17 protein-coding genes and 1 other annotated feature are annotated in these 20764 nt (G+C 35.7%); of the genes, 16 read left to right on the top strand and 1 reads right to left on the bottom strand.

The genetic code is table 11. From position 1 onward, the window contains the following. The first annotated feature begins 66 nt into the window (after nucleotides 1-66). The 4 genes from recJ (at nucleotide 67) to dtd (ending at nucleotide 5880) form a co-directional block, all read left to right on the top strand. Nucleotides 67-2430, top strand: a complete 2364-nt coding sequence (gene recJ / locus NSQ89_RS13995) for a single-stranded-DNA-specific exonuclease RecJ (protein WP_061800801.1) — start codon at nucleotides 67-69, stop codon at nucleotides 2428-2430. Continuing rightward, nucleotides 2421-2933 (top strand): adenine phosphoribosyltransferase, encoded by a 513-nt coding sequence (locus NSQ89_RS13990; RefSeq protein ID WP_047944308.1) that lies wholly within the window; start codon nucleotides 2421-2423, stop codon nucleotides 2931-2933. Before recJ ends, NSQ89_RS13990 begins: the two co-directional genes overlap by 10 nt. Nucleotides 2934-3231: 298 nt before the next feature. Further along, nucleotides 3232-5427 carry a RelA/SpoT family protein gene (locus NSQ89_RS13985; protein ID WP_095322630.1) on the top strand — a complete coding sequence of 732 codons (2196 nt, stop codon included), beginning with the start codon at nucleotides 3232-3234 and terminating at the stop codon, nucleotides 5425-5427. A gap of 12 nt (nucleotides 5428-5439) precedes the next feature. Then, nucleotides 5440-5880 (top strand): D-aminoacyl-tRNA deacylase, encoded by a 441-nt coding sequence (gene dtd / locus NSQ89_RS13980; protein ID WP_095258103.1) that lies wholly within the window; start codon nucleotides 5440-5442, stop codon nucleotides 5878-5880. 140 nt (nucleotides 5881-6020) lie between these two features. Here the strand turns inward: dtd and NSQ89_RS13975 are convergent, their stop codons facing one another. After that, nucleotides 6021-7565, bottom strand: coding sequence for an N-acetylmuramoyl-L-alanine amidase (locus tag NSQ89_RS13975; RefSeq protein ID WP_341132788.1), 1545 nt, complete (start codon nucleotides 7563-7565; stop codon nucleotides 6021-6023). Between the two features lie 202 nt (nucleotides 7566-7767). Here NSQ89_RS13975 and NSQ89_RS13970 point away from each other — a divergent pair, with 202 nt between their 5' ends. From NSQ89_RS13970 to NSQ89_RS13915, 12 genes are all read left to right on the top strand, one after another. Further along, on the top strand, nucleotides 7768-7944 hold the full coding sequence (locus tag NSQ89_RS13970; protein ID WP_047944312.1) for a hypothetical protein: 177 nt from the start codon (nucleotides 7768-7770) through the stop codon (nucleotides 7942-7944). Nucleotides 7945-8026: 82 nt separating this feature from the next. After that, nucleotides 8027-8259 (top strand) — a binding site (T-box leader). A 98-nt stretch (nucleotides 8260-8357) separates the two neighbouring features. After that, a complete protein-coding gene (gene hisS / locus NSQ89_RS13965) occupies nucleotides 8358-9632 on the top strand; it encodes a histidine--tRNA ligase (RefSeq protein WP_047944313.1) in 1275 nt (424 codons plus the stop codon). A 110-nt stretch (nucleotides 9633-9742) separates the two neighbouring features. Beyond that, nucleotides 9743-11512 carry an aspartate--tRNA ligase gene (aspS, locus tag NSQ89_RS13960; RefSeq protein ID WP_061800799.1) on the top strand — a complete coding sequence of 590 codons (1770 nt, stop codon included), beginning with the start codon at nucleotides 9743-9745 and terminating at the stop codon, nucleotides 11510-11512. Nucleotides 11513-11944: 432 nt separating this feature from the next. Continuing rightward, nucleotides 11945-12712, top strand: a complete 768-nt coding sequence (locus tag NSQ89_RS13955) for a tRNA threonylcarbamoyladenosine dehydratase (RefSeq protein WP_047944315.1) — start codon at nucleotides 11945-11947, stop codon at nucleotides 12710-12712. A gap of 252 nt (nucleotides 12713-12964) precedes the next feature. Next, entirely contained in the window at nucleotides 12965-13726 is a 762-nt protein-coding gene (locus NSQ89_RS13950; RefSeq protein WP_095258106.1) for a hypothetical protein, read from the top strand. A gap of 6 nt (nucleotides 13727-13732) precedes the next feature. After that, nucleotides 13733-14110, top strand: coding sequence for a GntR family transcriptional regulator (locus NSQ89_RS13945; protein ID WP_047944317.1), 378 nt, complete (start codon nucleotides 13733-13735; stop codon nucleotides 14108-14110). Beyond that, nucleotides 14111-14803 (top strand): ABC transporter ATP-binding protein, encoded by a 693-nt coding sequence (locus tag NSQ89_RS13940; protein ID WP_047944318.1) that lies wholly within the window; start codon nucleotides 14111-14113, stop codon nucleotides 14801-14803. It begins immediately after the preceding gene. Between the two features lie 17 nt (nucleotides 14804-14820). Then, a complete protein-coding gene (locus NSQ89_RS13935; protein WP_047944319.1) occupies nucleotides 14821-15738 on the top strand; it encodes an ABC transporter ATP-binding protein in 918 nt (305 codons plus the stop codon). Continuing rightward, nucleotides 15738-16688 carry an ABC transporter permease gene (locus NSQ89_RS13930; protein WP_047944320.1) on the top strand — a complete coding sequence of 317 codons (951 nt, stop codon included), beginning with the start codon at nucleotides 15738-15740 and terminating at the stop codon, nucleotides 16686-16688. Before NSQ89_RS13935 ends, NSQ89_RS13930 begins: the two co-directional genes overlap by 1 nt. A gap of 97 nt (nucleotides 16689-16785) precedes the next feature. Beyond that, nucleotides 16786-18069, top strand: coding sequence for a replication-associated recombination protein A (locus NSQ89_RS13925; protein ID WP_061800797.1), 1284 nt, complete (start codon nucleotides 16786-16788; stop codon nucleotides 18067-18069). 313 nt (nucleotides 18070-18382) lie between these two features. Then, nucleotides 18383-19756 (top strand): extracellular solute-binding protein, encoded by a 1374-nt coding sequence (locus tag NSQ89_RS13920; RefSeq protein ID WP_061800795.1) that lies wholly within the window; start codon nucleotides 18383-18385, stop codon nucleotides 19754-19756. Between the two features lie 105 nt (nucleotides 19757-19861). Continuing rightward, nucleotides 19862-20764 carry a carbohydrate ABC transporter permease gene (locus NSQ89_RS13915; protein WP_201781404.1) on the top strand — a complete coding sequence of 301 codons (903 nt, stop codon included), beginning with the start codon at nucleotides 19862-19864 and terminating at the stop codon, nucleotides 20762-20764.

The following is a 20764-nucleotide window of genomic DNA, read 5'->3' as shown; positions in this document are numbered from 1 at the left end:
TTTCCATTCTTCTTGCATTGAAAGGACTTCTTTTAACTTGTATAATAGTTAGATTGAGGTGATTGAATGTTACGTTCCAAAAAAAGATGGATACAAGAAGAAACTTCAAATAAAGAAAATATTTTACTATTAGCAGAAGAGTTAAAACTAGCACCAATTGTTGCCTCACTTTTATTGAAAAGAGGTTACCATACACCAGAGGAAGCAAAAGCTTTTTTATTTGATGATAATAATGATTTTCATGATCCTTTCCTGCTTTTAGGAATGGATATAGCCGTAGATCGAATACAAAAGGCAATTACTAACAAGGAATTAATTCTTATATTCGGAGATTATGATGCCGATGGAGTAACTAGCACAACCGTTATGATGAAAACATTAGAGGATCTTGGAGCCAATGTACAATTTTATATTCCAAACCGATTTACCGAAGGATATGGCCCTAATGAGAGGGCTTTTCGCTATGCTAAAAGCATTGGTGTTCAATTGATTATTACAGTCGATACGGGTATTGCTGCTGTTCATGAAGCGGAAGTGGCAAAGGAATTAGAAATAGACTTAATCATTACCGATCACCATGAGCCTGGACCAATATTGCCAGAGGCACTTGCGATTATTCATCCGAAGATAGAAGGCAGCGGATATCCATTCCGTGAGTTAGCAGGGGTAGGCGTTTCTTTCAAGTTATCTCACGCTCTTTACGGAAAAGTTCCCCATCATTTATTGCCATTTGCGGCAATTGGAACAATCGCTGATCTTGTCTCTTTAACAGGAGAAAATCGCCTTCTTGCGAAAAAAGGAATTAAGGCACTGCAAGAAACGGATAATATCGGTTTAAATGCATTATATCGTCAAATGAATATCGACAAAAATACGATTAATGAAGAAACAATCGGGTTTATGCTTGCTCCGCGAATTAATGCTATTGGCAGATTAGGAAATGCGGATCCGGCTGTTGACTTATTATTAACGGATGATTCAGAGATTGCAAAAGAACTAGCATTAGAAATGGAAGAAACGAATAAGGAAAGACAAGCGATTGTAAATCAGATAACATTGGAAGCGATGGAACAAGTGGACGAGCTCTATCCATTAAATGAAAATCGTGTTCTAATTGTAGGGAAAGAAGGCTGGAACCCCGGCGTAGTTGGGATAGTTGCTTCTAGATTGGTAGAAAAGTACTATCGACCAACGATTGTATTAAGTTATGACAAGGAAAAGGGAATAGCAAAAGGATCTGCTCGCAGTATTGAGGGATTTGATTTATATAAAAATCTATCGACGTGTAGAGATATTCTACCTCATTTTGGTGGGCATCCAATGGCTGCAGGAATGTCTTTAAAAATAGAAGATGTAGAAGTTCTTAGAGATAGTTTAAATAGATTAGCATTTGAACAATTAACAGAAGAAAATCTCATTCCATTAACAAAGGTGGATGGCAGTTTTTCAATTAGTGATATATCTATTAAATCAATAGAGGAAATGCAAATGCTCGCCCCATTTGGAGTCGACAATCCCAAGCCAAAATTAACCTTCTGTGATCTAGAAATCGACAATATGCGGAAAATAGGTTCCAATCAAAACCATTTAAAGATTATATTAAAAGATAATGATTTTGAATTAGATGGAATAGGATTTGGAATTGGAGACCTATGTGATCATATCTCTCCAAGTGCAAAAGTTTCTGTATTAGGGGAGCTTTCGATAAACGAATGGAATAATCGTAAAAAACCGCAAATCTTTATTCAAGATATGGAGGTTGCTCATTGGCAGCTGTTTGACTATCGCAGTTTAAGAAAAGTAAATCAATTATACGAAGTAGTGCCTAAAAATGCCCAGTGGATTTTTTTTCATCAAGATTCTGTTCCTAAGGATATGGATGAACAAGTCTCTTATCAGGTAATTGAATCAATAGAGCAAGCAGCATTCCTAGAATCAATGAATAATGCTATGGTACTGGCAGATTATCCCCCTAGTTTGGATATGCTAAAAACATTGTTAACTAACAATGCCCCTGAAAGAATATATGCTGTTTTTTATAAACAACAAAGTGACTTCTTTAGTACAATGCCAACTCGTGATCACTTTAAATGGTTCTATGCTTTTTTAGCAAAACAGGGGAATTTTCACCTCCAAAAATTCGGTGGAGAGCTTGCTAGAAGAAAAGGCTGGAGTAAAGAAACGGTAGATTTTATGTCAAAGGTGTTTTTTGAATTAAATTTTGTTACAATGAAGGATGGATTTATTTCACTGAATAAGAATGTTCCAAAAAGAGATTTAACAGAATCTATCTCTTTTCAACAAAAACAAGCGCAATTTGAGCTGGAAAATGAATTAATTTATTCATCTTATGAACAACTTAAAAATTGGTTTGATCTTATTCTAAAGAAATCCGTCAATAATGAGGAGGAAGTAAAAGAATGGATTTAAAACAATATGTTACGATCGTTGAAGATTGGCCAAAAGAAGGGATCAGATTCAAGGATATAACAACATTAATGGATAATGGTGATGCATATAGATATGCAACAGATCAAATTGTAACGTATGCAAAAGAAAAAGAAATTGATCTTGTTGTAGGACCAGAAGCAAGAGGCTTTATCATTGGCTGTCCTGTTGCTTATTCGCTTGGAGTTGGCTTTGCTCCAGTTCGTAAAGAAGGAAAATTACCGAGAGAAACGATTAAAGTAGAATATGGATTGGAATATGGAAAAGACGTATTAACAATCCATAAAGATGCGATTAAACCAGGTCAACGTGTTTTAATCACAGATGATTTATTAGCGACAGGCGGTACAATTGAGGCGACAATTAAATTAGTCGAAGAACTTGGCGGGATTGTTGCTGGTATTGCATTTTTAATTGAATTGTCTTATCTTGAAGGACGTAAAAATTTAGACGGATATGATATTTTAACTTTAATGGAATATTAATCCACATACATGAAAAAAGGGCGCTGATTAAGCGCTCTTTTTCATAATCGAAAAGAAAAGAAAGAAAAAATTACTAGGAATAGGTAGAAATCGCCTTCATTCGACATTTTTCTTTCTTTCCGTATAAAATTTACTTCCAATCCCTTTACAATCTCCCTTTTTTTTTCGATAATAGTAATAATCATTCTAAAATAAATTTTATTCTTTTTTGTAATCTTGCATAAAAGTAGTAGGATAGAAAGAATGTCTAAAATATGCTAAATTTTAATAATATAATTGTAATATGAAAGGTGATTACATGGCGAACGATCAAGTATTAACCGCCGAACAAGTCATCGATAAGACTAGAGGATATTTAAACGAAGAGCACGTAGCTTTTATTGAAAAAGCTTATGACTATGCAAGAGAGGCTCATCGTGAACAATATAGAAAATCTGGGGAACCATATATTATTCATCCAATCCAAGTAGCAGGAATTTTGGCTGATTTAGAAATGGATCCAGCAACAGTAGCAGCAGGTTTTCTCCATGACGTTGTTGAAGACACGGAAATTACTTTACAAGATATAAGTAAAGCATTTAACAGTGAAGTGGCCATGCTCGTTGACGGTGTAACGAAGCTCGGTAAAATTAAATATAAATCACATGAAGAACAACAAGCAGAAAATCATCGTAAAATGTTTGTAGCGATGGCGCAGGACATTCGTGTTATCCTAATTAAATTAGCAGACAGACTTCATAATATGAGAACATTGAAGCATTTACCTGCAGAAAAGCAGCGTCGTATTTCAAATGAAACATTGGAGATTTTTGCCCCACTTGCTCATCGTCTAGGAATCTCTACTATTAAATGGGAACTAGAAGATACTGCATTACGCTATATGAATCCACAGCAATATTATCGTATCGTAAATTTAATGAAAAAGAAAAGAGCAGAAAGAGAACAATACCTAGATGAAGTAGTTACTGAAATTCGTGAAGGAACGGCAGAAGTAAAAATTCAAGCAGATATTTCCGGAAGACCAAAGCATATATACAGCATATATCGCAAAATGGTTTTACAGAATAAACAGTTTAATGAAATATATGACTTATTAGCAGTAAGAATTGTCGTCAACAGTATTAAAGATTGCTATGCCATACTAGGGATTATACACACAAGATGGAAACCAATGCCTGGGCGCTTTAAAGACTATATTGCGATGCCAAAGGCTAATATGTATCAGTCTCTCCATACAACTGTTATCGGTCCTAAGGGTGATCCTTTAGAAGTGCAAATTCGTACACAAGACATGCATCGAATTGCTGAATACGGGATTGCAGCTCATTGGGCATACAAAGAAGGAAAATCTGTAAATGAAGGATCCTCATTGGAAGAAAAATTAACATGGTTTAGAGAAATATTAGAATTCCAAGATGATATCGTGAATGCCGAAGAGTTTATGGAAAGTCTGAAAATTGATTTATTTTCAGATATGGTTTTTGTTTTTACACCAAAGGGAGATGTGTTTGAGTTACCTTCTGGCTCTGTACCAATTGATTTTGCTTATCGTATCCATTCAGAAATCGGAAACAAAACGATTGGAGCAAAAGTGAATGGCAAGATGGTCACCCTTGATTACAAGTTAAAAACAGGCGATATTGTTGAAATTCATACGAGTAAACATTCGTATGGACCAAGTCAAGATTGGTTAAAAATAGCTCAAACATCCCAAGCAAAAAATAAAATTAGACAATTTTTCAAAAAACAACGTAGAGAAGAAAATGTCGAAAAAGGGAAAGAATTAGTTGAAAAAGAAATTCGTAATATGGAATTTGATTTGAAAGAAATTCTTACACCCGAAAATGTGAAGGCAGTAATTGAAAAATTTAATTTTATGACAGAAGAAGATATGTATGCGGCTGTAGGCTACAATGGAATTACAGCACTCCAAGTGGCCAATAGGTTAACAGAAAAATGGCGGAAGAAAAGAGATGCAGAACAGATTTCAACTATTTCAAATGCAGTTGCGGAATTAAAGTCTTTTTCCAATAATAAAAGGAGCGCTTCTGGTGTTCGAGTAACGGGAATTGATAACCTATTAATCCGTTTATCTCGCTGCTGTAATCCTGTTCCAGGTGATGACATAGTTGGCTTTATTACAAAAGGAAGAGGCGTTTCCGTTCATCGGGCAGACTGTACAAATATTGACACAGATGATGCGAAGGCACGACTAATTCCTGTTGAATGGGAAACGAATTTAAATAACCGCAAAGAATATAATGTTGAAATTGAAATAAGCGGCTATGACAGAAGAGGTTTATTAAATGAGGTTCTCCAGGCAGTTAATGAATCGAAAACAAATATATCGGCCGTATCTGGTAAGTCTGACCGTAATAAAGTTGCGACGATTAACATGAGTATTATGATTCTAAATGTCAATCATCTTCAAAAAGTTGTTGATCGAATCAAACAAATTCCAGATGTCTATTCTGTACGAAGAATAATGAACTAAGGAGTCTTAAATGTGCGTGTAGTATTACAAAGATCAAGAGAAGCAAAAGTAGAAGTAGACGGAGAGATAGTTGGCGCTATTGAGAAAGGATTCGTTCTTCTTGTAGGTATTACACATAGCGATACATTGGAAGAGGCTAAATACCTTGCAGATAAAATTGCCCATCTTCGTGTTTTTGAAGACGAGAATGGGAAAATGAATCAAAGTATTTTAGATAGGGAGGGAGCCGTTTTATCGATTTCCCAGTTTACCCTATATGGAGATACACGTAAAGGAAGAAGACCTAACTTTATGGATGCCGCTAAACCAGAGCAGGCAAAGGTGTTATATGATCAATTCAATACACTTTTACGCAGCCATGGTCTAACTGTTGAAACAGGTATTTTTGGTGCGATGATGGATGTCCAGCTAATAAACGATGGACCGGTAACATTGATATTAGATAGTAAATAATGTTAAATGAATGCTTCCTATACAATTAAAAAAGGTTAGACCATAAGTAATCTGGATAGAAATAAAGCCAAACAATCACGAAAGCTCAGATGATTGTTTGGCTTTTATTTGCTTCTTATATGACCATTCAATGAACAGGCTTAATAACTAAAATAATTCTCTAAGCCATTATAGATAGCTGTAGTAATGGTCTCTTGATACTTGTTAGAAAGTAACGTTTGTTCTTCAGCAGGACTACTTAGATATCCCAATTCTAACAGAGAGGCAGGTTGTCTATTTTGTTTAAGGACGACATATGAATTTTGTCTAACGCCTCTATCCTTTCGATCTGTTGCTTCAATGATACTTTTATGTATGCTGGTAGCTAATTTTTTCTGATTTGATGTGTAGTAATAGCTTGTAACACCATTTACGGAACGATCACTGATGCTGTCATAATGGAGGCTGATAAAAGCATCTGCATGATAGAAATGGCTTATATCGACCCTTGTTTGTAACGGAATAAATAGATCGTTTTTTCTAGTTAGGATTACCTTTGCTCCAGAGGCTTCTAGTTTATTAGCAAGTAACTTAGCGGTACGAAGATTTAATGTCTTTTCAAGTGTTCCGACAAAGCCTATTGTGCCACTATCCTTTCCGCCGTGCCCAGGATCCAAAACGATTGTTTTTCCCTTTAAATCATTTGTAGCTGTAGTATTGGTAATTTGGGGATCATTTGATGCTGAATCTTCAACTAGCCATTCCGCAATATATCCAAATTCGCCGTCTGCAAGTTTAATTTTATACCAATCATCAATTATTTCTACTGCTTGAAAGGTTTCGCCGCTATCTGCGACAAGCAAGATTTTTGAATTGACGGTTGCATCGCTTCTAATATTTGTTCTATCGTAGAGAAGTTTAACTTTCTTATCGATTGTTTTTCCTTTTCTGCTTTCTATATCGCTGCTCTTTAAAAGATCTTTATGAACCCAGCCGATATTACCAGAGTATTGAATTTTTGCCCAATTAGATTCTTCTGCTATTATAGTAATTACAGTGCCAATGCTGATTTTTCCGATGATTTCTGCACTAGTAGATGGATTACTGCGAAGATTAATCTGATCTTCTGTAACAGTAGCTATTTCCTGTTTAGGCTTTTCTTGTACTCCTGTTTCTGTATGAATAGAAGAATCTTCAAACAGGAGATAATCATTGTGAACCCATCCAGACCCTAAATCTGTACTGATTTGATACCAATCGTTATTTGTGGAAAGGATGGTGACTTCAATTCCTTCACCTAAAGTGGTAATCACTTGATAATTTGTACCTGGTCCTTTTCTTAAGCGAAGACCATTCTCTGTAATCGTGGCTTTGTTTGAATGGGAAGTAATTGTTTCTTCTTCTTTTTCCATTGGGCCTTCATTTGTACTTTGTCCGTTTTTTGTTACTAAATAGGCGGCTACCCATCCAGTAGAAGAGGGAGTATATTGAATTTCAATCCAATCATTTTCTTCCTTTATTAAAGGATATGCTTTTCCTATCTCCATTTTCCCAATAACATTTTGATCAAGCCCTGGATTTTCTCTAACGTTTATGACCATATTAGCTTGAACAGTTGATTGATTTTCTGCTGATACAAGTTGATACTGTGTAGGAATGAAGAAGATGCTGACTAAAAGTAATAGCATCCATCTTATATTCTTCAAACAAGCTGCACTCCTTCCGTAATTGTCTAAAGCTGACTAGTATAATTTCACATACAATAAGATTCTACTTTTTGAAGGTATATTCCTTTATGCTATTCTTATTTTTTGTAATCAAATTTAGACAAGAAACTATTTTTTGATGAAATTTTTTAGCCTCTCATGGTAATACTATAAAAAAATAACAGAAAAAAGGGTGAAATGCATGAGATTTGGTGAAAAAAGTTCATCAACTAGTGAAATTGATTCCAAATTACTAGGCGTCGATTTTCACGATTTTATTCAAAGAGAAGGAAATTCAAATGCGATTGAGCTAGCTTCTGAATTCGGACTTTCATTAGGGGAAGTAAAAAAGCTAAAGAAACAACTAGGAAAATTATAATAGAGCGGGAAATCATTTTCATATCCTATTGACAATACAATCTTTCCTATTTATTATTAATTAAATAATAATAAATAATCTAGTAAAGCCATTGATCGAGAAGAGTATCTAAGAGACACATGAACAGAGAGGAAATGTCATAAAGGCTGCAAGCATTTCTACATGATGACTTAGAGAAAGAACACTCAGGGAGGCTTTCTTCTGAAAATATTCTTCATTAGTAGGTAGAAACGTGCGCAGGCGTTAACTGCAAAGTGGAAGATTTAAGAAAATCTTCAATTAGGGTGGTACCACGGGAAAAATCTCGTCCCTTGTATTCAGATGGATGCAAGGGACGAGATTTTTTTATTTGAAATATTACAAATAAAGCGCGGATATCAGACGCTTTTCTAATAGCAGGGAGGATACATAAAATGCATATTAATATTCCAAGAGGAACCCAAGATATTTTGCCAGGGACTGTAGAAAAGTGGCAGTATATTGAAGGGAAAATTAAACAACTTTGTGATCGATATCAATATAGCGAAATCCGCACTCCTATATTTGAACATACAGAACTATTTTTACGAAGTGTTGGGGACACAACGGATATTGTTACAAAGGAAATGTATACTTTTGAGGATCGAGGAAAAAGAAGCTTAACATTAAGACCAGAGGGAACAGCGGCGGTTGTTCGTTCATTTGTGGAGAATAAAATGCATGGATATGCATCTCAGCCAATTAAGCTCTTTTATTTAGGGCAAATGTTCCGGTATGAGAGACCACAAGCTGGACGTTTTCGTCAATTTGTCCAGTTTGGTGTGGAAGCAATTGGGAGTAAAGATCCTGCTATTGATGCGGAAGTGATTGCACTTGCTTATTCCGTTTATCAAACAATGGGATTATCAAAGTTAAAGGTAGTTGTTAACAGTTTAGGTGATAAAGAAAGTAGACAAGCTCATCGTGAAGCGCTAATTGCACACTTTAAACCGAGCATCGGGGAATTTTGTCATGATTGCCAAACAAGATTAGAGAAAAACCCAATGAGAATCTTAGATTGCAAAAAGGATCATGAACATCCATTAATGAAGTCTGCACCATCCATCCTAGAGTACTTAAACGAAGAGTCAAAAGCATACTTTGAAAAGGTACAAAAATATTTAACGGCTTTAAACATTCCCTTTGTTGTTGACTCTAATTTAGTTAGAGGTTTGGATTACTATAACCACACAGCTTTTGAAATAATGAGTGAAGCTGAAGGATTTGGCGCCATTACTACATTATGTGGTGGAGGCAGATACAATGGCTTAACAGAAGAATTAGGCGGCCCTGAAGCTCCTGGAATCGGCTTTGCTATGAGTTTAGAACGATTACTTTCTGCCCTTGAAGCGGAAAAAATCGAACTACCTATTGAAAAGAAGGTGGATTGCTATTTAGTTTCATTAGGAGAAGAAGCAAAGGATTACACGGTAGGATTAGTAAATGAACTTAGACAGGCTGGTTTCTCTGCTGAAAGAGATTATCTTGATCGCAAAGTAAAGGCCCAATTTAAAGCAGCTGATCGTCTTCACGCTAAATATGTCGCTGTTTTAGGAGAAAATGAATTGCAAAACAACAAAATTAATTTAAAACAGTTAGAAACAGGAGAACAAAAAGAAATTCCGCTTACAGAGCTTGTAAGTGCGCTAAAAGACTTTGGCTCATTCTAAGCAAGGATGTTTTCTTTGTTTTTAATAGGAAAGCAAAGAAAGCATCTGAATGAGTCGTTAGGAAGATAAAAATGTGAATACACAAATGTTGATTATAGGGAGGATACTTCATGTTTGGAAGAACATATTTTTGTGGTGAAGTAACAGAAAAATCGATTGGTGAGAGTATTGTTTTAAAAGGATGGGTGCAAAAAAGACGTGATCTAGGCGGGCTGATTTTCATTGATTTACGTGACCGTACAGGTATCGTTCAGGTAGTATTTAATCCAGAGATAAATAAAGAGGCCATCGAAATCGCTGATAAGGTAAGAAATGAATTTGTATTAGATATAAAAGGAAAAGTAGTTGCGCGCCAAGAAGGTACAGTCAATGAAAACCTTAAAACAGGAAAAATTGAAATAATCGCCGATGAAATTAAAATCATTAATGAAGCAAAAACTCCTCCATTCGTTATTTCTGATCAAACGGATGTTACAGAAGATGTACGTTTAAAATATCGCTATTTAGATGTTAGAAGACCTGTTATGTTTGAAACCTTAAAAATGCGTCATCAAGTCACAAAAGTGATGAGAGATTTTCTTGATAGTGAAGGGTTTTTGGATATTGAAACACCAATCTTAACAAAAAGTACGCCAGAAGGGGCAAGAGATTATTTAGTACCTAGCCGAGTTCATCCAGGTGAATTCTATGCATTGCCTCAGTCACCACAAATTTTCAAGCAATTATTAATGGTCGGTGGAGTAGAGAGATACTATCAGATTGCTCGTTGTTTCCGTGATGAAGATTTACGTGCAGATCGACAGCCAGAATTCACACAGCTTGATTTGGAAACAAGCTTTATGAGTCAGGAAGATATTATGAACATGATGGAAGCAATGATGGCAAAAATCATGAAAGAAGTTAAGAATATCGATGTGACGCTCCCATTTCCAAGAATGCCTTATGATGAAGCAATGAGTAGATATGGATCAGACAAACCAGATACTCGTTTTGAGATGGAATTAGTTGACCTTTCTGAAATAGTGAAAGAATCTAGCTTTAAAGTATTTGCTTCAGCAGTTGAAACAGGCGGTCAAGTAAAAGCAATAAATGTAAAGAATGCAAGTGGAAACTATTCTCGTAAAGATATTGATGCATTGACAGAGTTTGTAAAAGTGTATGGAGCAAAAGGTCTTGCTTGGTTAAAAGCTGAAGAAGACGGCTTAAAAGGGCCTATTTCTAAGTTTATTTCCGAGACAGAGCAAAAAGACTTTGAGCAAGCGTTAAATATTGAAGCAGGAGACCTGCTTTTATTCGTAGCTGATAAAAAGAATGTCGTTGCCGATGCATTAGGAGCACTGCGTTTAAAATTAGCAAAAGAGCTAGATTTAATTGATCAAAGTAAATTCAATTTCTTATGGGTGACAGATTGGCCGTTATTTGAATATGACGAAGAAGAAGGCCGTTTTTATGCAGCACATCATCCATTCACAATGCCTCAAAGAGCGGATTTAGAATTATTGGATACGAATCCTGAAGCAGTGAAAGCACAAGCTTATGACATTGTGTTAAATGGTTATGAGCTAGGCGGTGGTTCTCTACGTATATTTGAAAAAGAAATCCAAGAAAAAATGTTTAGCTTATTAGGATTTACTAAGGAAGAGGCTTATGCTCAATTTGGTTTCTTATTAGAAGCGTTTGAATATGGAACTCCACCACATGGAGGAATTGCAATTGGTTTAGATCGCTTAATTATGCTGCTATCTGGGCGCACGAATCTTCGTGATACGATTGCATTTCCTAAAACAGCAAGTGCAAGCTGTCTTTTGACAAATGCTCCAAGTGAAGTAAGTGAAAACCAATTAACAGATTTACATTTATCTTTGAAACTGAATAAATAATGATTAAGAGACTGGAATAGAAGTATTCCACCAAATATAGACCCGAACAATTATGCGGAGATATCAACAATATTTCGTATGATTGTTCGTTTTTTTATGTCGAAAAAGACGTTTTGTGATTTTTTTCTGGAGCTAAATACGCATCGCTTTCCAACTGGCTAGCCCATGAGGTTTAGCTATGAGATTGATTCTCTTTACTTATTACATATTTTGTTCCAACTCTCTCTTTTAGTACTTGCAAAATTTATACCTATCATTCAATAGAAAAAACTTAATTCTTATCGGGAAACAAGGAAAGGGTAGTGGTAGCTGATAAAAATTTATGTTATATTTCTTAAGTAATAATTTTATTCTTTCAGAATGAGAATTCCTGATAAGGGAATATGTAAACATAATTAGCTGGTAGGAAAAATTAAATGGAGTTGAAAACAGATGTTGCATCAATTTTCGAGAAATGAGCTAGCCATTGGCAAAGAAGGGCTAGAGACAATGAAAAACAGTACGGTTGCTGTTCTAGGAATCGGAGGCGTTGGTTCCTTTGCTGCAGAAGCGTTAGCTCGTTCAGGCGTAGGAAAATTAATCTTAATTGATAAGGATGATGTGGATATTACGAATGTCAATAGACAGGTAATTGCATTATTATCTACAGTTGGCCGTCCTAAAGTAGATATTATGAAAGAACGTATTGCAGATATTAATCCAGACTGTGAAGTAATTGCATTGAAAATGTTCTATACCGAAGAAACGTATGAAGAAATTTTTGCTTATGGCTTAGATTTTGTCATAGATGCATCTGATACGATTGCTTATAAAATTCACTTAATGAAAGAGTGTTTAAACCGAAATATTCCAATCATTTCAAGCATGGGCGCTGCAAATAAAATGGATCCTACTCGTTTCCAAATTGCAGATATTAGTAAAACACACACAGATCCAATTGCAAAAGTTATTCGTACAAGACTTCGTAAAGAAGGAATTAGAAAAGGGATTAACGTCGTATTTTCAGATGAAAGTCCCATTGTAATTCGTGAAGATGTTCGTAAAGTGGTCGGAAAAGATAATGCGCCAATTCGAAAGGCGAAAATGCCTCCTTCTTCTAATGCGTTTGTTCCTTCAGTGGCTGGGTTAATAATGGCTAGCCATGTCGTAAAAGAGTTGCTAAAAGAGATAAAAATCACACGTGTAAAAGATGAGAAATAATACCATAAAATGGCGGTAAATGTTTCTTGATTGAAAAGAGATTGGAACATAAGTGTCTAGCTTCCTTTAAACCAAAACAATTATACGAAAATGCTATGAAAAGCTACGTATAATTGTTTTGGTTTTTTACATGGAGATTATGGTGACTTTTCGTTCATCTAAATGGTGAGAAAAAGAGCCGAAGCCTATTGACTAGTATCGGAGTATTAGTGTACTATGTAGATAATACACTAATACAATGAGGTGGTTTAAGTGAATTCGTTTAATGGGCTATTAAAAAAAGATTTAAAGCTTGGTCTTCCTTTTCTGTACACGAGTATTATTATTGTCAGTTTGGGATTGATAACGTCTATTGTACTATCTAGTTATTACAAAACAATTATGTTGGTCGCAATTTTTGCCATCACTTTCTGTTTTGCGCATGTGTTTTATCTTCCATCTTTTTTATTAACTTCTTTGAATATAGAAGGGAAAACACAATTATGGCTTCATAATCCAAACAGCAGCATAAAACTTCTTTTATCAAAATGGATTACAGGAATCCTGTATTCGATAATATCATTGTTTTTAATGTTTAGTGTGGCAGTGATTAGTATGTATGTTGGAGAATTGAAACTAGCTTTCAATCAAACAAATTTATTTTTTATGTGTTTAATCCTATTAGGAATATCCATATACCTCAGCAGCTGGGTCTTTTTCTCATGGACACTTTATCACAGCATGAAAAAAATCGTATGGTTGAATAAAATACGCTGGGTCGTTTTAATCCTTCTTTGGAATATTTGGAATATTGCTGTCTACTGGTTTAATAGAATCCCGGTTATTGATGCTCTTAAAAGGAAATCAGTTATTTCTGTAGACAATACACTTGCTTTTGAAGCACGTCGGGATTTTTTTAAGGCTTCTATAGAAACAACAGAGATATCTATTTTTTCATTATGCGGATATATTCTAACACTCTTCTTCTTATTTCTAATAGCTTCTTGGTTATTGGAAAAGAAAGTGGAGGTGTAGATTACCATGGCAGATGAATTTGAATCATCCAGACCAATTTACATGCAGATCGTAGAAAAAATTACACAGCAAATTGCACGCTATGAACGGATGCCAGGAGATAAGTTGCCATCTGTTCGAGAAATGGCTATTGCATCTGGAGTAAATCCAAATACGATTCAACGGACGTACGGTGAATTGGAAAGGATGAAGATTGTGGAAACGAGAAGAGGTCAGGGTACATTTATAACCGAATCAGAAGATATTATAGAGGAGCTAAGAACAAAGCTTCAACATGATTTACTGGAACAGTTTATTCGTAATATGCAAGAGCTAGGAATCAAAAAAGAAGAAATGGTTCAGTTATTAGAAATCTATCTTCAAGAGAAGAAGGGTGAAAAGTAAATGATACAATTTCGCAATGTAACCAAAAGATATGGTAGAGAGTATGCAGTGGAAAATGTAAATTTAACCTTAGAAGAGGGAAAAATTTATGGTCTTCTTGGTACAAATGGAAGTGGAAAATCAACCACGTTGAAAATGATTGCTGGTCTTGTCCAGCCGACTAATGGCAAGGTGTTAGTCAATGGAAAAAATGCTACGCGTAGAATTGCAGAGGATGTTTCATATTTAACGGAGCTAGACCGTTTTTATGAATCTTTTACTATTCAAGAAATGATACGATTTACAGCCTCGCAGTTTCATGATTTTCAGCTTGGCAAAGCGCAAGAATTACTAGAATTTATGCAGTTAGAGCAACATAAAAAAATAAAGAATCTTTCGAAGGGAAACAGAGGAAGACTGAAGCTTGTTCTTTGTTTAGCTCGGTCAGCGCCAATTTTATTACTCGATGAACCTTTTTCAGGTTTAGATCCACTGGTGCGGGAATCAATCGTTAAAGGATTATTAAACTATATTGATTTTGAAAAACAGACCGTTGTGATAGCAACACATGAGATAGTAGAGGTTGAATCCATTTTAGATAATATAGTTGTTTTAAATAATGGGAATGTAATCGCCAATCTTTCAGTAGAGGATTTAAGGGAAGAAAAAGGTCAATCCATTATCGAGTGGATGAAGGCAAATATAAACAAATGAAAGGCTGGTAAAAAATAGTGACATCCGTAGTGGAATTAAAAAATGTCTCAAAAATAATCAAAGGAAGAAAAATAATTGATTCGTTGAGTTTCCAAGTAGAAGCAGGAGAAGTATTTGGTTTTCTTGGTCCAAATGGTGCAGGGAAAACAACAACGATCCGGATGATTGTTGGTCTCATTAATATGAGTGATGGGGATATCATAATTTGCAAGGAGAGTGTTCGCGATCAGTTTGAGAAAGCAATCCAGCATGTTGGAGCCATTGTAGAGAACCCGGAAATGTACAAATTTTTGAGTGGGTATGAAAATCTTCTGCACTATGCTCGAATGGTGAAAGGTATATCAAAGCAAAAAATAATGGAGACAGTTGAATTAGTTGGTTTAAAAGATCGAATTCATGATAAAGTTCGCACTTATTCACTTGGAATGCGACAACGTTTAGGCCTTGCGCAAAGCCTTTTGCATGATCCTAAAGTATTAATCTTAGATGAGCCAACGAATGGATTAGATCCTGCAGGGATAAGAGAGATAAGAGACCATTTAAGAATGCTAGCTAGAGAGAGAAACATGGCAGTTATTGTTTCTAGTCACTTGTTATCAGAGATGGAAATGATGTGTGATCGCATCGGCATTATTCAAGAAGGTAAACTGGTCGATGTCCAGTTAGTAAAGGACTTTGTAGCAGTAGAGCAAGTATTTGAAATGGAGCTTCATCCTGTTGATAAAGCCATAAGTCATATACATGGAATGATGCCGGAAGTGCAAGTTATGCCAAAAGAGCAGGGAATTCATATTACGGTAACAAAAGAACAAATACCTGGAATAATAAAAGCACTTGCTTTACAGGACGTTCAGATTTTTGGCATAAAAGAAGTATCGAAAACATTAGAAGATCGATTTTTAGAATTGACTAACCACAGGGAGGATCTGAATTAATGCAGCTAATAAGAAATGAATGGATGAAGATATGGAAACGTCCAGCAACATTAGTAATGATCGTGCTCTTATTAATTGCTGTTTTATTGCTTGGTGCTTTTAATAAATATCAATCAAGTGGATTTTCTGTCCCTGATAATGAGAACTGGAAACATGGACTTGAATTAGAAAATAAGCGCTATAATGAACAGCTGGAAGATGAACACCTTCCTGAAGAAACAAGGAATTATTATACAAAAGAAATAGCTATAAACGAGTATAGAATTACACATAATTTTAGTACAAATGTAGAATACTCTGCATGGGATTTTGTTGCTGATAGTATCCAACTTCTTAGTCTTGCAGGCTTATTTACAATTATTATTGCAGCTGGAATCGTAGCAAACGAGTTTAATTGGGGAACGATAAAACTTCTCCTTATTCGTCCATTAAGCAGAATAAAGATTCTATTATCAAAATATTTAACGGTATTACTTTTCGGGTTTTTAACTATTTTTATCATCTTTGCCTTTTCTTTTATATTAGGTGCCATTCTGTTTGGACTGCCGAAAGAAGTGTATCCATATTTATTTTATTCCAATGGGGTAGTGAAGGAACAAAGCATTCTCATGCATTTAATAAGCTATTATGGATTAAATTCGATCAGTTTATTTATGCTCACTACAATGGCATTTATGATTTCTTCCGTTTTTCGGAATAGTTCACTCGCAATTGGGATATCGATTTTCTTAATGTTTATGGGTAATACAGTCACTTTATTATTAGCGAACTGGTTTGATTGGGCGAAATATTTATTATTTGCCAACACTGATTTAACGCAATATTTGGAAGGAACTCCTTTAGTGAGCGGCATGACTTTGTCTTTCTCGATTACTATGCTCGTTATTTATTTTGTCGTATTCATCGGCTTAGCTTTTTGGGTGTTTAGGAAGAGAGATGTTGCGGCGTAATCATAGAATGAGGTCTTTTATGGACTTCATTCTATTTTTCTTCTTTCCTATCTTTACGTTATAATGGATGTAAGAAGTTAAACAAGAAGGTGTATAAATGAACGGGGAACCACTTGCTTATCGAATGCGCCCGACGAATCTTGATGAAGTAGTCGGGCAAAAGGATATTATCGGAAAAACAACCAGTTTATATAAAATGATTAAAAATGGTCATGTTCCATCGATGTTATTGTATGGAGAGCCTGGCATTGGGAAAACCTCGATTGCCTTTGCTATTGCTGGTACAACAAAATTACCTTTTATTGCACTAAATGCGACTACATCAGGAAAGAAGGATGTGGAAGCGGTAGTGGATGAAGCAAGATTGACAGGGAAAGTCATTCTTTTTTTAGATGAAATTCATCGTTTTAATAAAGCGCAGCAGGATTATTTACTTCCTCATGTGGAGAGAGGGGATATTGTTTTAATAGGTGCTACGACGGAAAATCCCTACCATGATGTAAATCCTGCGATTCGCAGTAGATGTGGACAAATCAAGCAGTTAAAAAGATTAACGGATGATGATATTGAAGAATTATTGCATCGAGCATTACAAGATGAAAAAGGGCTTGCGAATCTGTCCATTCAAATTTCAAAGGAACAAATTGCAAAAATTGCAAAAGGCACTAATGGAGATGCAAGAAAATCATTAACTCTTCTAGAGTCTATTGTCTATTCATCTGATAAAGAGGACGACGTTTTTATTATCAAGGATGATACCATTGACCAAATGATTGAAAAGGTCGGTGTTTTTGGGGATAAAAAAGGCTCGCATTTCTATAATTTATTATCTAGTCTGCAGAAAAGTATCCGAGGTAGTGATGTAGATGCCGCCTTATATTATCTCGCTCATTTATTAGAAACAGGAGATTTAGTTGCCGTAAATAGGAGATTGTTAGTCATTGCCTATGAAGATGTTGGCCTTGCCAATACATCTGTCGGCAATAATGTTTTAGCAGCAGTGACGGCGAGTGAGCGACTTGGTTTACCAGAAGCGCGAATTCCTTTATCTGTAGCGGTAGTGGAAATGTGTTTATCCTCTAAATCGAACGCAGCCTATAAAGCATTAGATGCCGCCATAGCAGATGTCCGCAATGGCAGAGTCGGGGATATCCCTATGCATTTAAGGGATGGTCATTATGAAGGAAGCAAGAAGTTAGGACATGTTGGGTATATTTATCCGCATGACTATCCAATTGGAACGTTTGGTGGATGGGTTGATCAAGAATATTTCCCGGAAAAACTTAAAGGAACTCAGTATTATCATCCAACTGAAGCTGGTGAGGAGAAGAAGCTGGGGGCAATATATGATAAGCTTAAAGGATTTAAAAAAAATAAATAAGCATAGACTTATATAATGGAGTCTAGTTAAATGACACGCACGAATGGTAAGGCAGTCATTTAACTAGGCTTCTTTTTTAAGGTTTTTTTAAAATTTCTAAACAAACATTTTTAAGAGATGGCAGATAAATATCGTTTCCGCCAATCTATATTTTTTGTTATAATCTTCATTTTTTCAATTATCTAAGAAAAATACTGACTTTCCTTTATTTTATAGATTGAAAAAGAGGCGTCTAAAGATTAAATTGAAAGTGCTTACATTTTAGTGAGCGGTTATTTCACTAACGAATAATTAAAAACAAGGGGTTGAAAAAATGAAAAAGTCGATTAAAAAAGTATTTTTGCTTCTTTTATGTATTCCGTTTTTATTAATTGGTTGTTCAAGCGAAAGTAATTCAACATCTGATGATGGGAAGGTTGATGGAAAAACCCAGATTAAAATTACATGGAGAGATGTAGGAGAGCATGATAAATTAAAAAAATATTTAACAAACACGTTTATCCCAGAATTTGAAAAAGAAAACCCAGATATAAAAATAGTTTTATCGCCGATTACAGCTAGTGAGGGGGATTATTTTTCTAAAGTGGCTTTATCGATGCAATCAGAAAGTACAGCACCTGATGTGGTTGCAGAAGACTCCTTTATGTTAAATTCAGATGCGAATGCAGGCTATCTCTTACCACTTGATGATTATGTGCGTGATTGGGATCAATGGCAATATTATACAGAAAATTTAAAGTCAGGTTCGATTGGAGAAGATGGGAAATTATATGCCATTCCAGGAACATCTGATTCTCGCGGGTTATGGTATAACAAAAATGTTTTCAAAAAAGCTGGTCTGCCGGAAGACTGGCAGCCTAAAAACTGGGATGAGATTATAGAAGCTGCTGAAAAAATAAAAGATTCAGCTAAGGATGTTATTCCTCTTTCTATGGGAGTAGCTAAAGCAAACGGGGAATCCGTATCGATGCAGACTTTTGAAATGCTGCTCTACGGGACAGACGATGTGTTATTTGATGCTGATACAAAGAAATGGCATGTGAATACAAAAGGAATAGAAGAATCCTTACAATTTATTGATCTAGTATATAATCAGAAAAAATTAGGACCGCCTCTATCTATTGCCATTAACAGCAACTATAGTTCCGTTTTATTCCAAGAAAAGTTCCCAAATGATGAAGCAGGAATTATATTAGATGGATTTTGGAATACAGGTAATTATACAGAAACAGGAGCAGTTCCAATGGATAATGTCACGGAACGATTTGGTTTTGCGGCCATGCCGACTCAAAATGGACAAGAGCCTGGCACTACGACTATGTCTGGAGGATGGACATGGGCAATTCCATCTAAAGCAAAAAATCCAGATGCTTCATGGAAGGTTATCCAAGCTTTAGGTGGGAAAGAACAGCAGGCAGCTCGCGCTGTTGCAGAAGGAAACTTAACAGTACGTGATGATTCAGCGGAAGTTCCCGCCTATAAAGAACAAAATTTCATTTCGGAAGCAACGGAGTATTTGAAGAATGCTCATTTCCGTCCTGCTAATGACAAATATCCGAATGTTTCCGTAGAAATACAAACGATGGTGGAGGCAGTCGCAACTGGTAGCAAGACACCAAAACAAGCTGCCGAGGATTATGCAAACAATGTAATCAGGATTGTCGGCGAAGAAAACGTAGTTAAATAACTGTACAAAAGGCTGAACACTTGACCAGCAGGGAAATTTACTCCCATTCCTTGTATGGTCATCACCTGTTGTTATAGTGATAACCTTTTTAAAGGTGGGATGAAATTGGAAGCAGTATTAGGAAAAAAGCCGAAACGAAAAGGACAGTCGGATCATGTTAAGGCAGCTATTTTTCTCGCTCCGACCTGGCTTTTATTATTGATATTTTTCATTGGGCCGATGCTATTAACATTACTTTTTTCATTTACAAACTTAGCTCTGACTGGTGCAGAAGCTAGTCAGCTAAGGTTTGTAGGATTTGAAAACTTTACCCGGATGTTTCAAGATCCCGACTTCCGTGTCAGTGTGTGGAATACAATTGTTTTTGTTTTTTTCTCAGCGGTGCTCGGACAATGTTTCTTTGGCTTTTTGATCGCCTTTTTAATGAAAGAGAAAAATAAAACATTTAGAAGAATTGTTGGTTTAATCATAATTGCCGCCTGGGTAACTCCAGAAGTTGTGGTAGCATTTTGCTGGGTGGCATTTCTTGGTGAAAGCGGAACTGCTAATTGGCTGTTGAGTCTTTTTGATATTAAACCGATTGCCTGGCTATTTACTTTCCCAATGGTGAGTGTTGTGATTGCGAATATGTGGAGAGGAACTGCTTTCTCCATGATGGTATTTCAAGCAGCTTTAGACGATATTCCAAAAGATGTGGAAGAAGCAGCCATTATGGATGGTGCCAGTCGATTTCAGGTTATTCGCTATATCACCATCCCTATGGTAAAAGGAACAATCGCCACAAATATGATGTTAGTTACGCTGCAAACACTTGGAGTATTTGCTTTAATTTATACAATGACTGGAGGAGGTCCAGGGGTAAGTACAGCAACGCTTCCTGTATTTATGTATAAACAGGCATTTGTCAGTTATCAGTTAGGCTATGGGACAGCGATTTCCTTTGTGTTATTAGTATTGGGTGCAATTGCCAGCTTCATATATATGAAAACCTTGAAAGTGAAAGTGTAG

The organism is Niallia sp. FSL R7-0648 (genome assembly GCF_038007005.1).
GTDB classification, from domain to species: domain Bacteria; phylum Bacillota; class Bacilli; order Bacillales; family Cytobacillaceae; genus Niallia; species Niallia circulans.
Note: the sequence above shows the minus strand (reverse complement) of the source record. Positions and strands in the feature narration are given on the sequence as shown.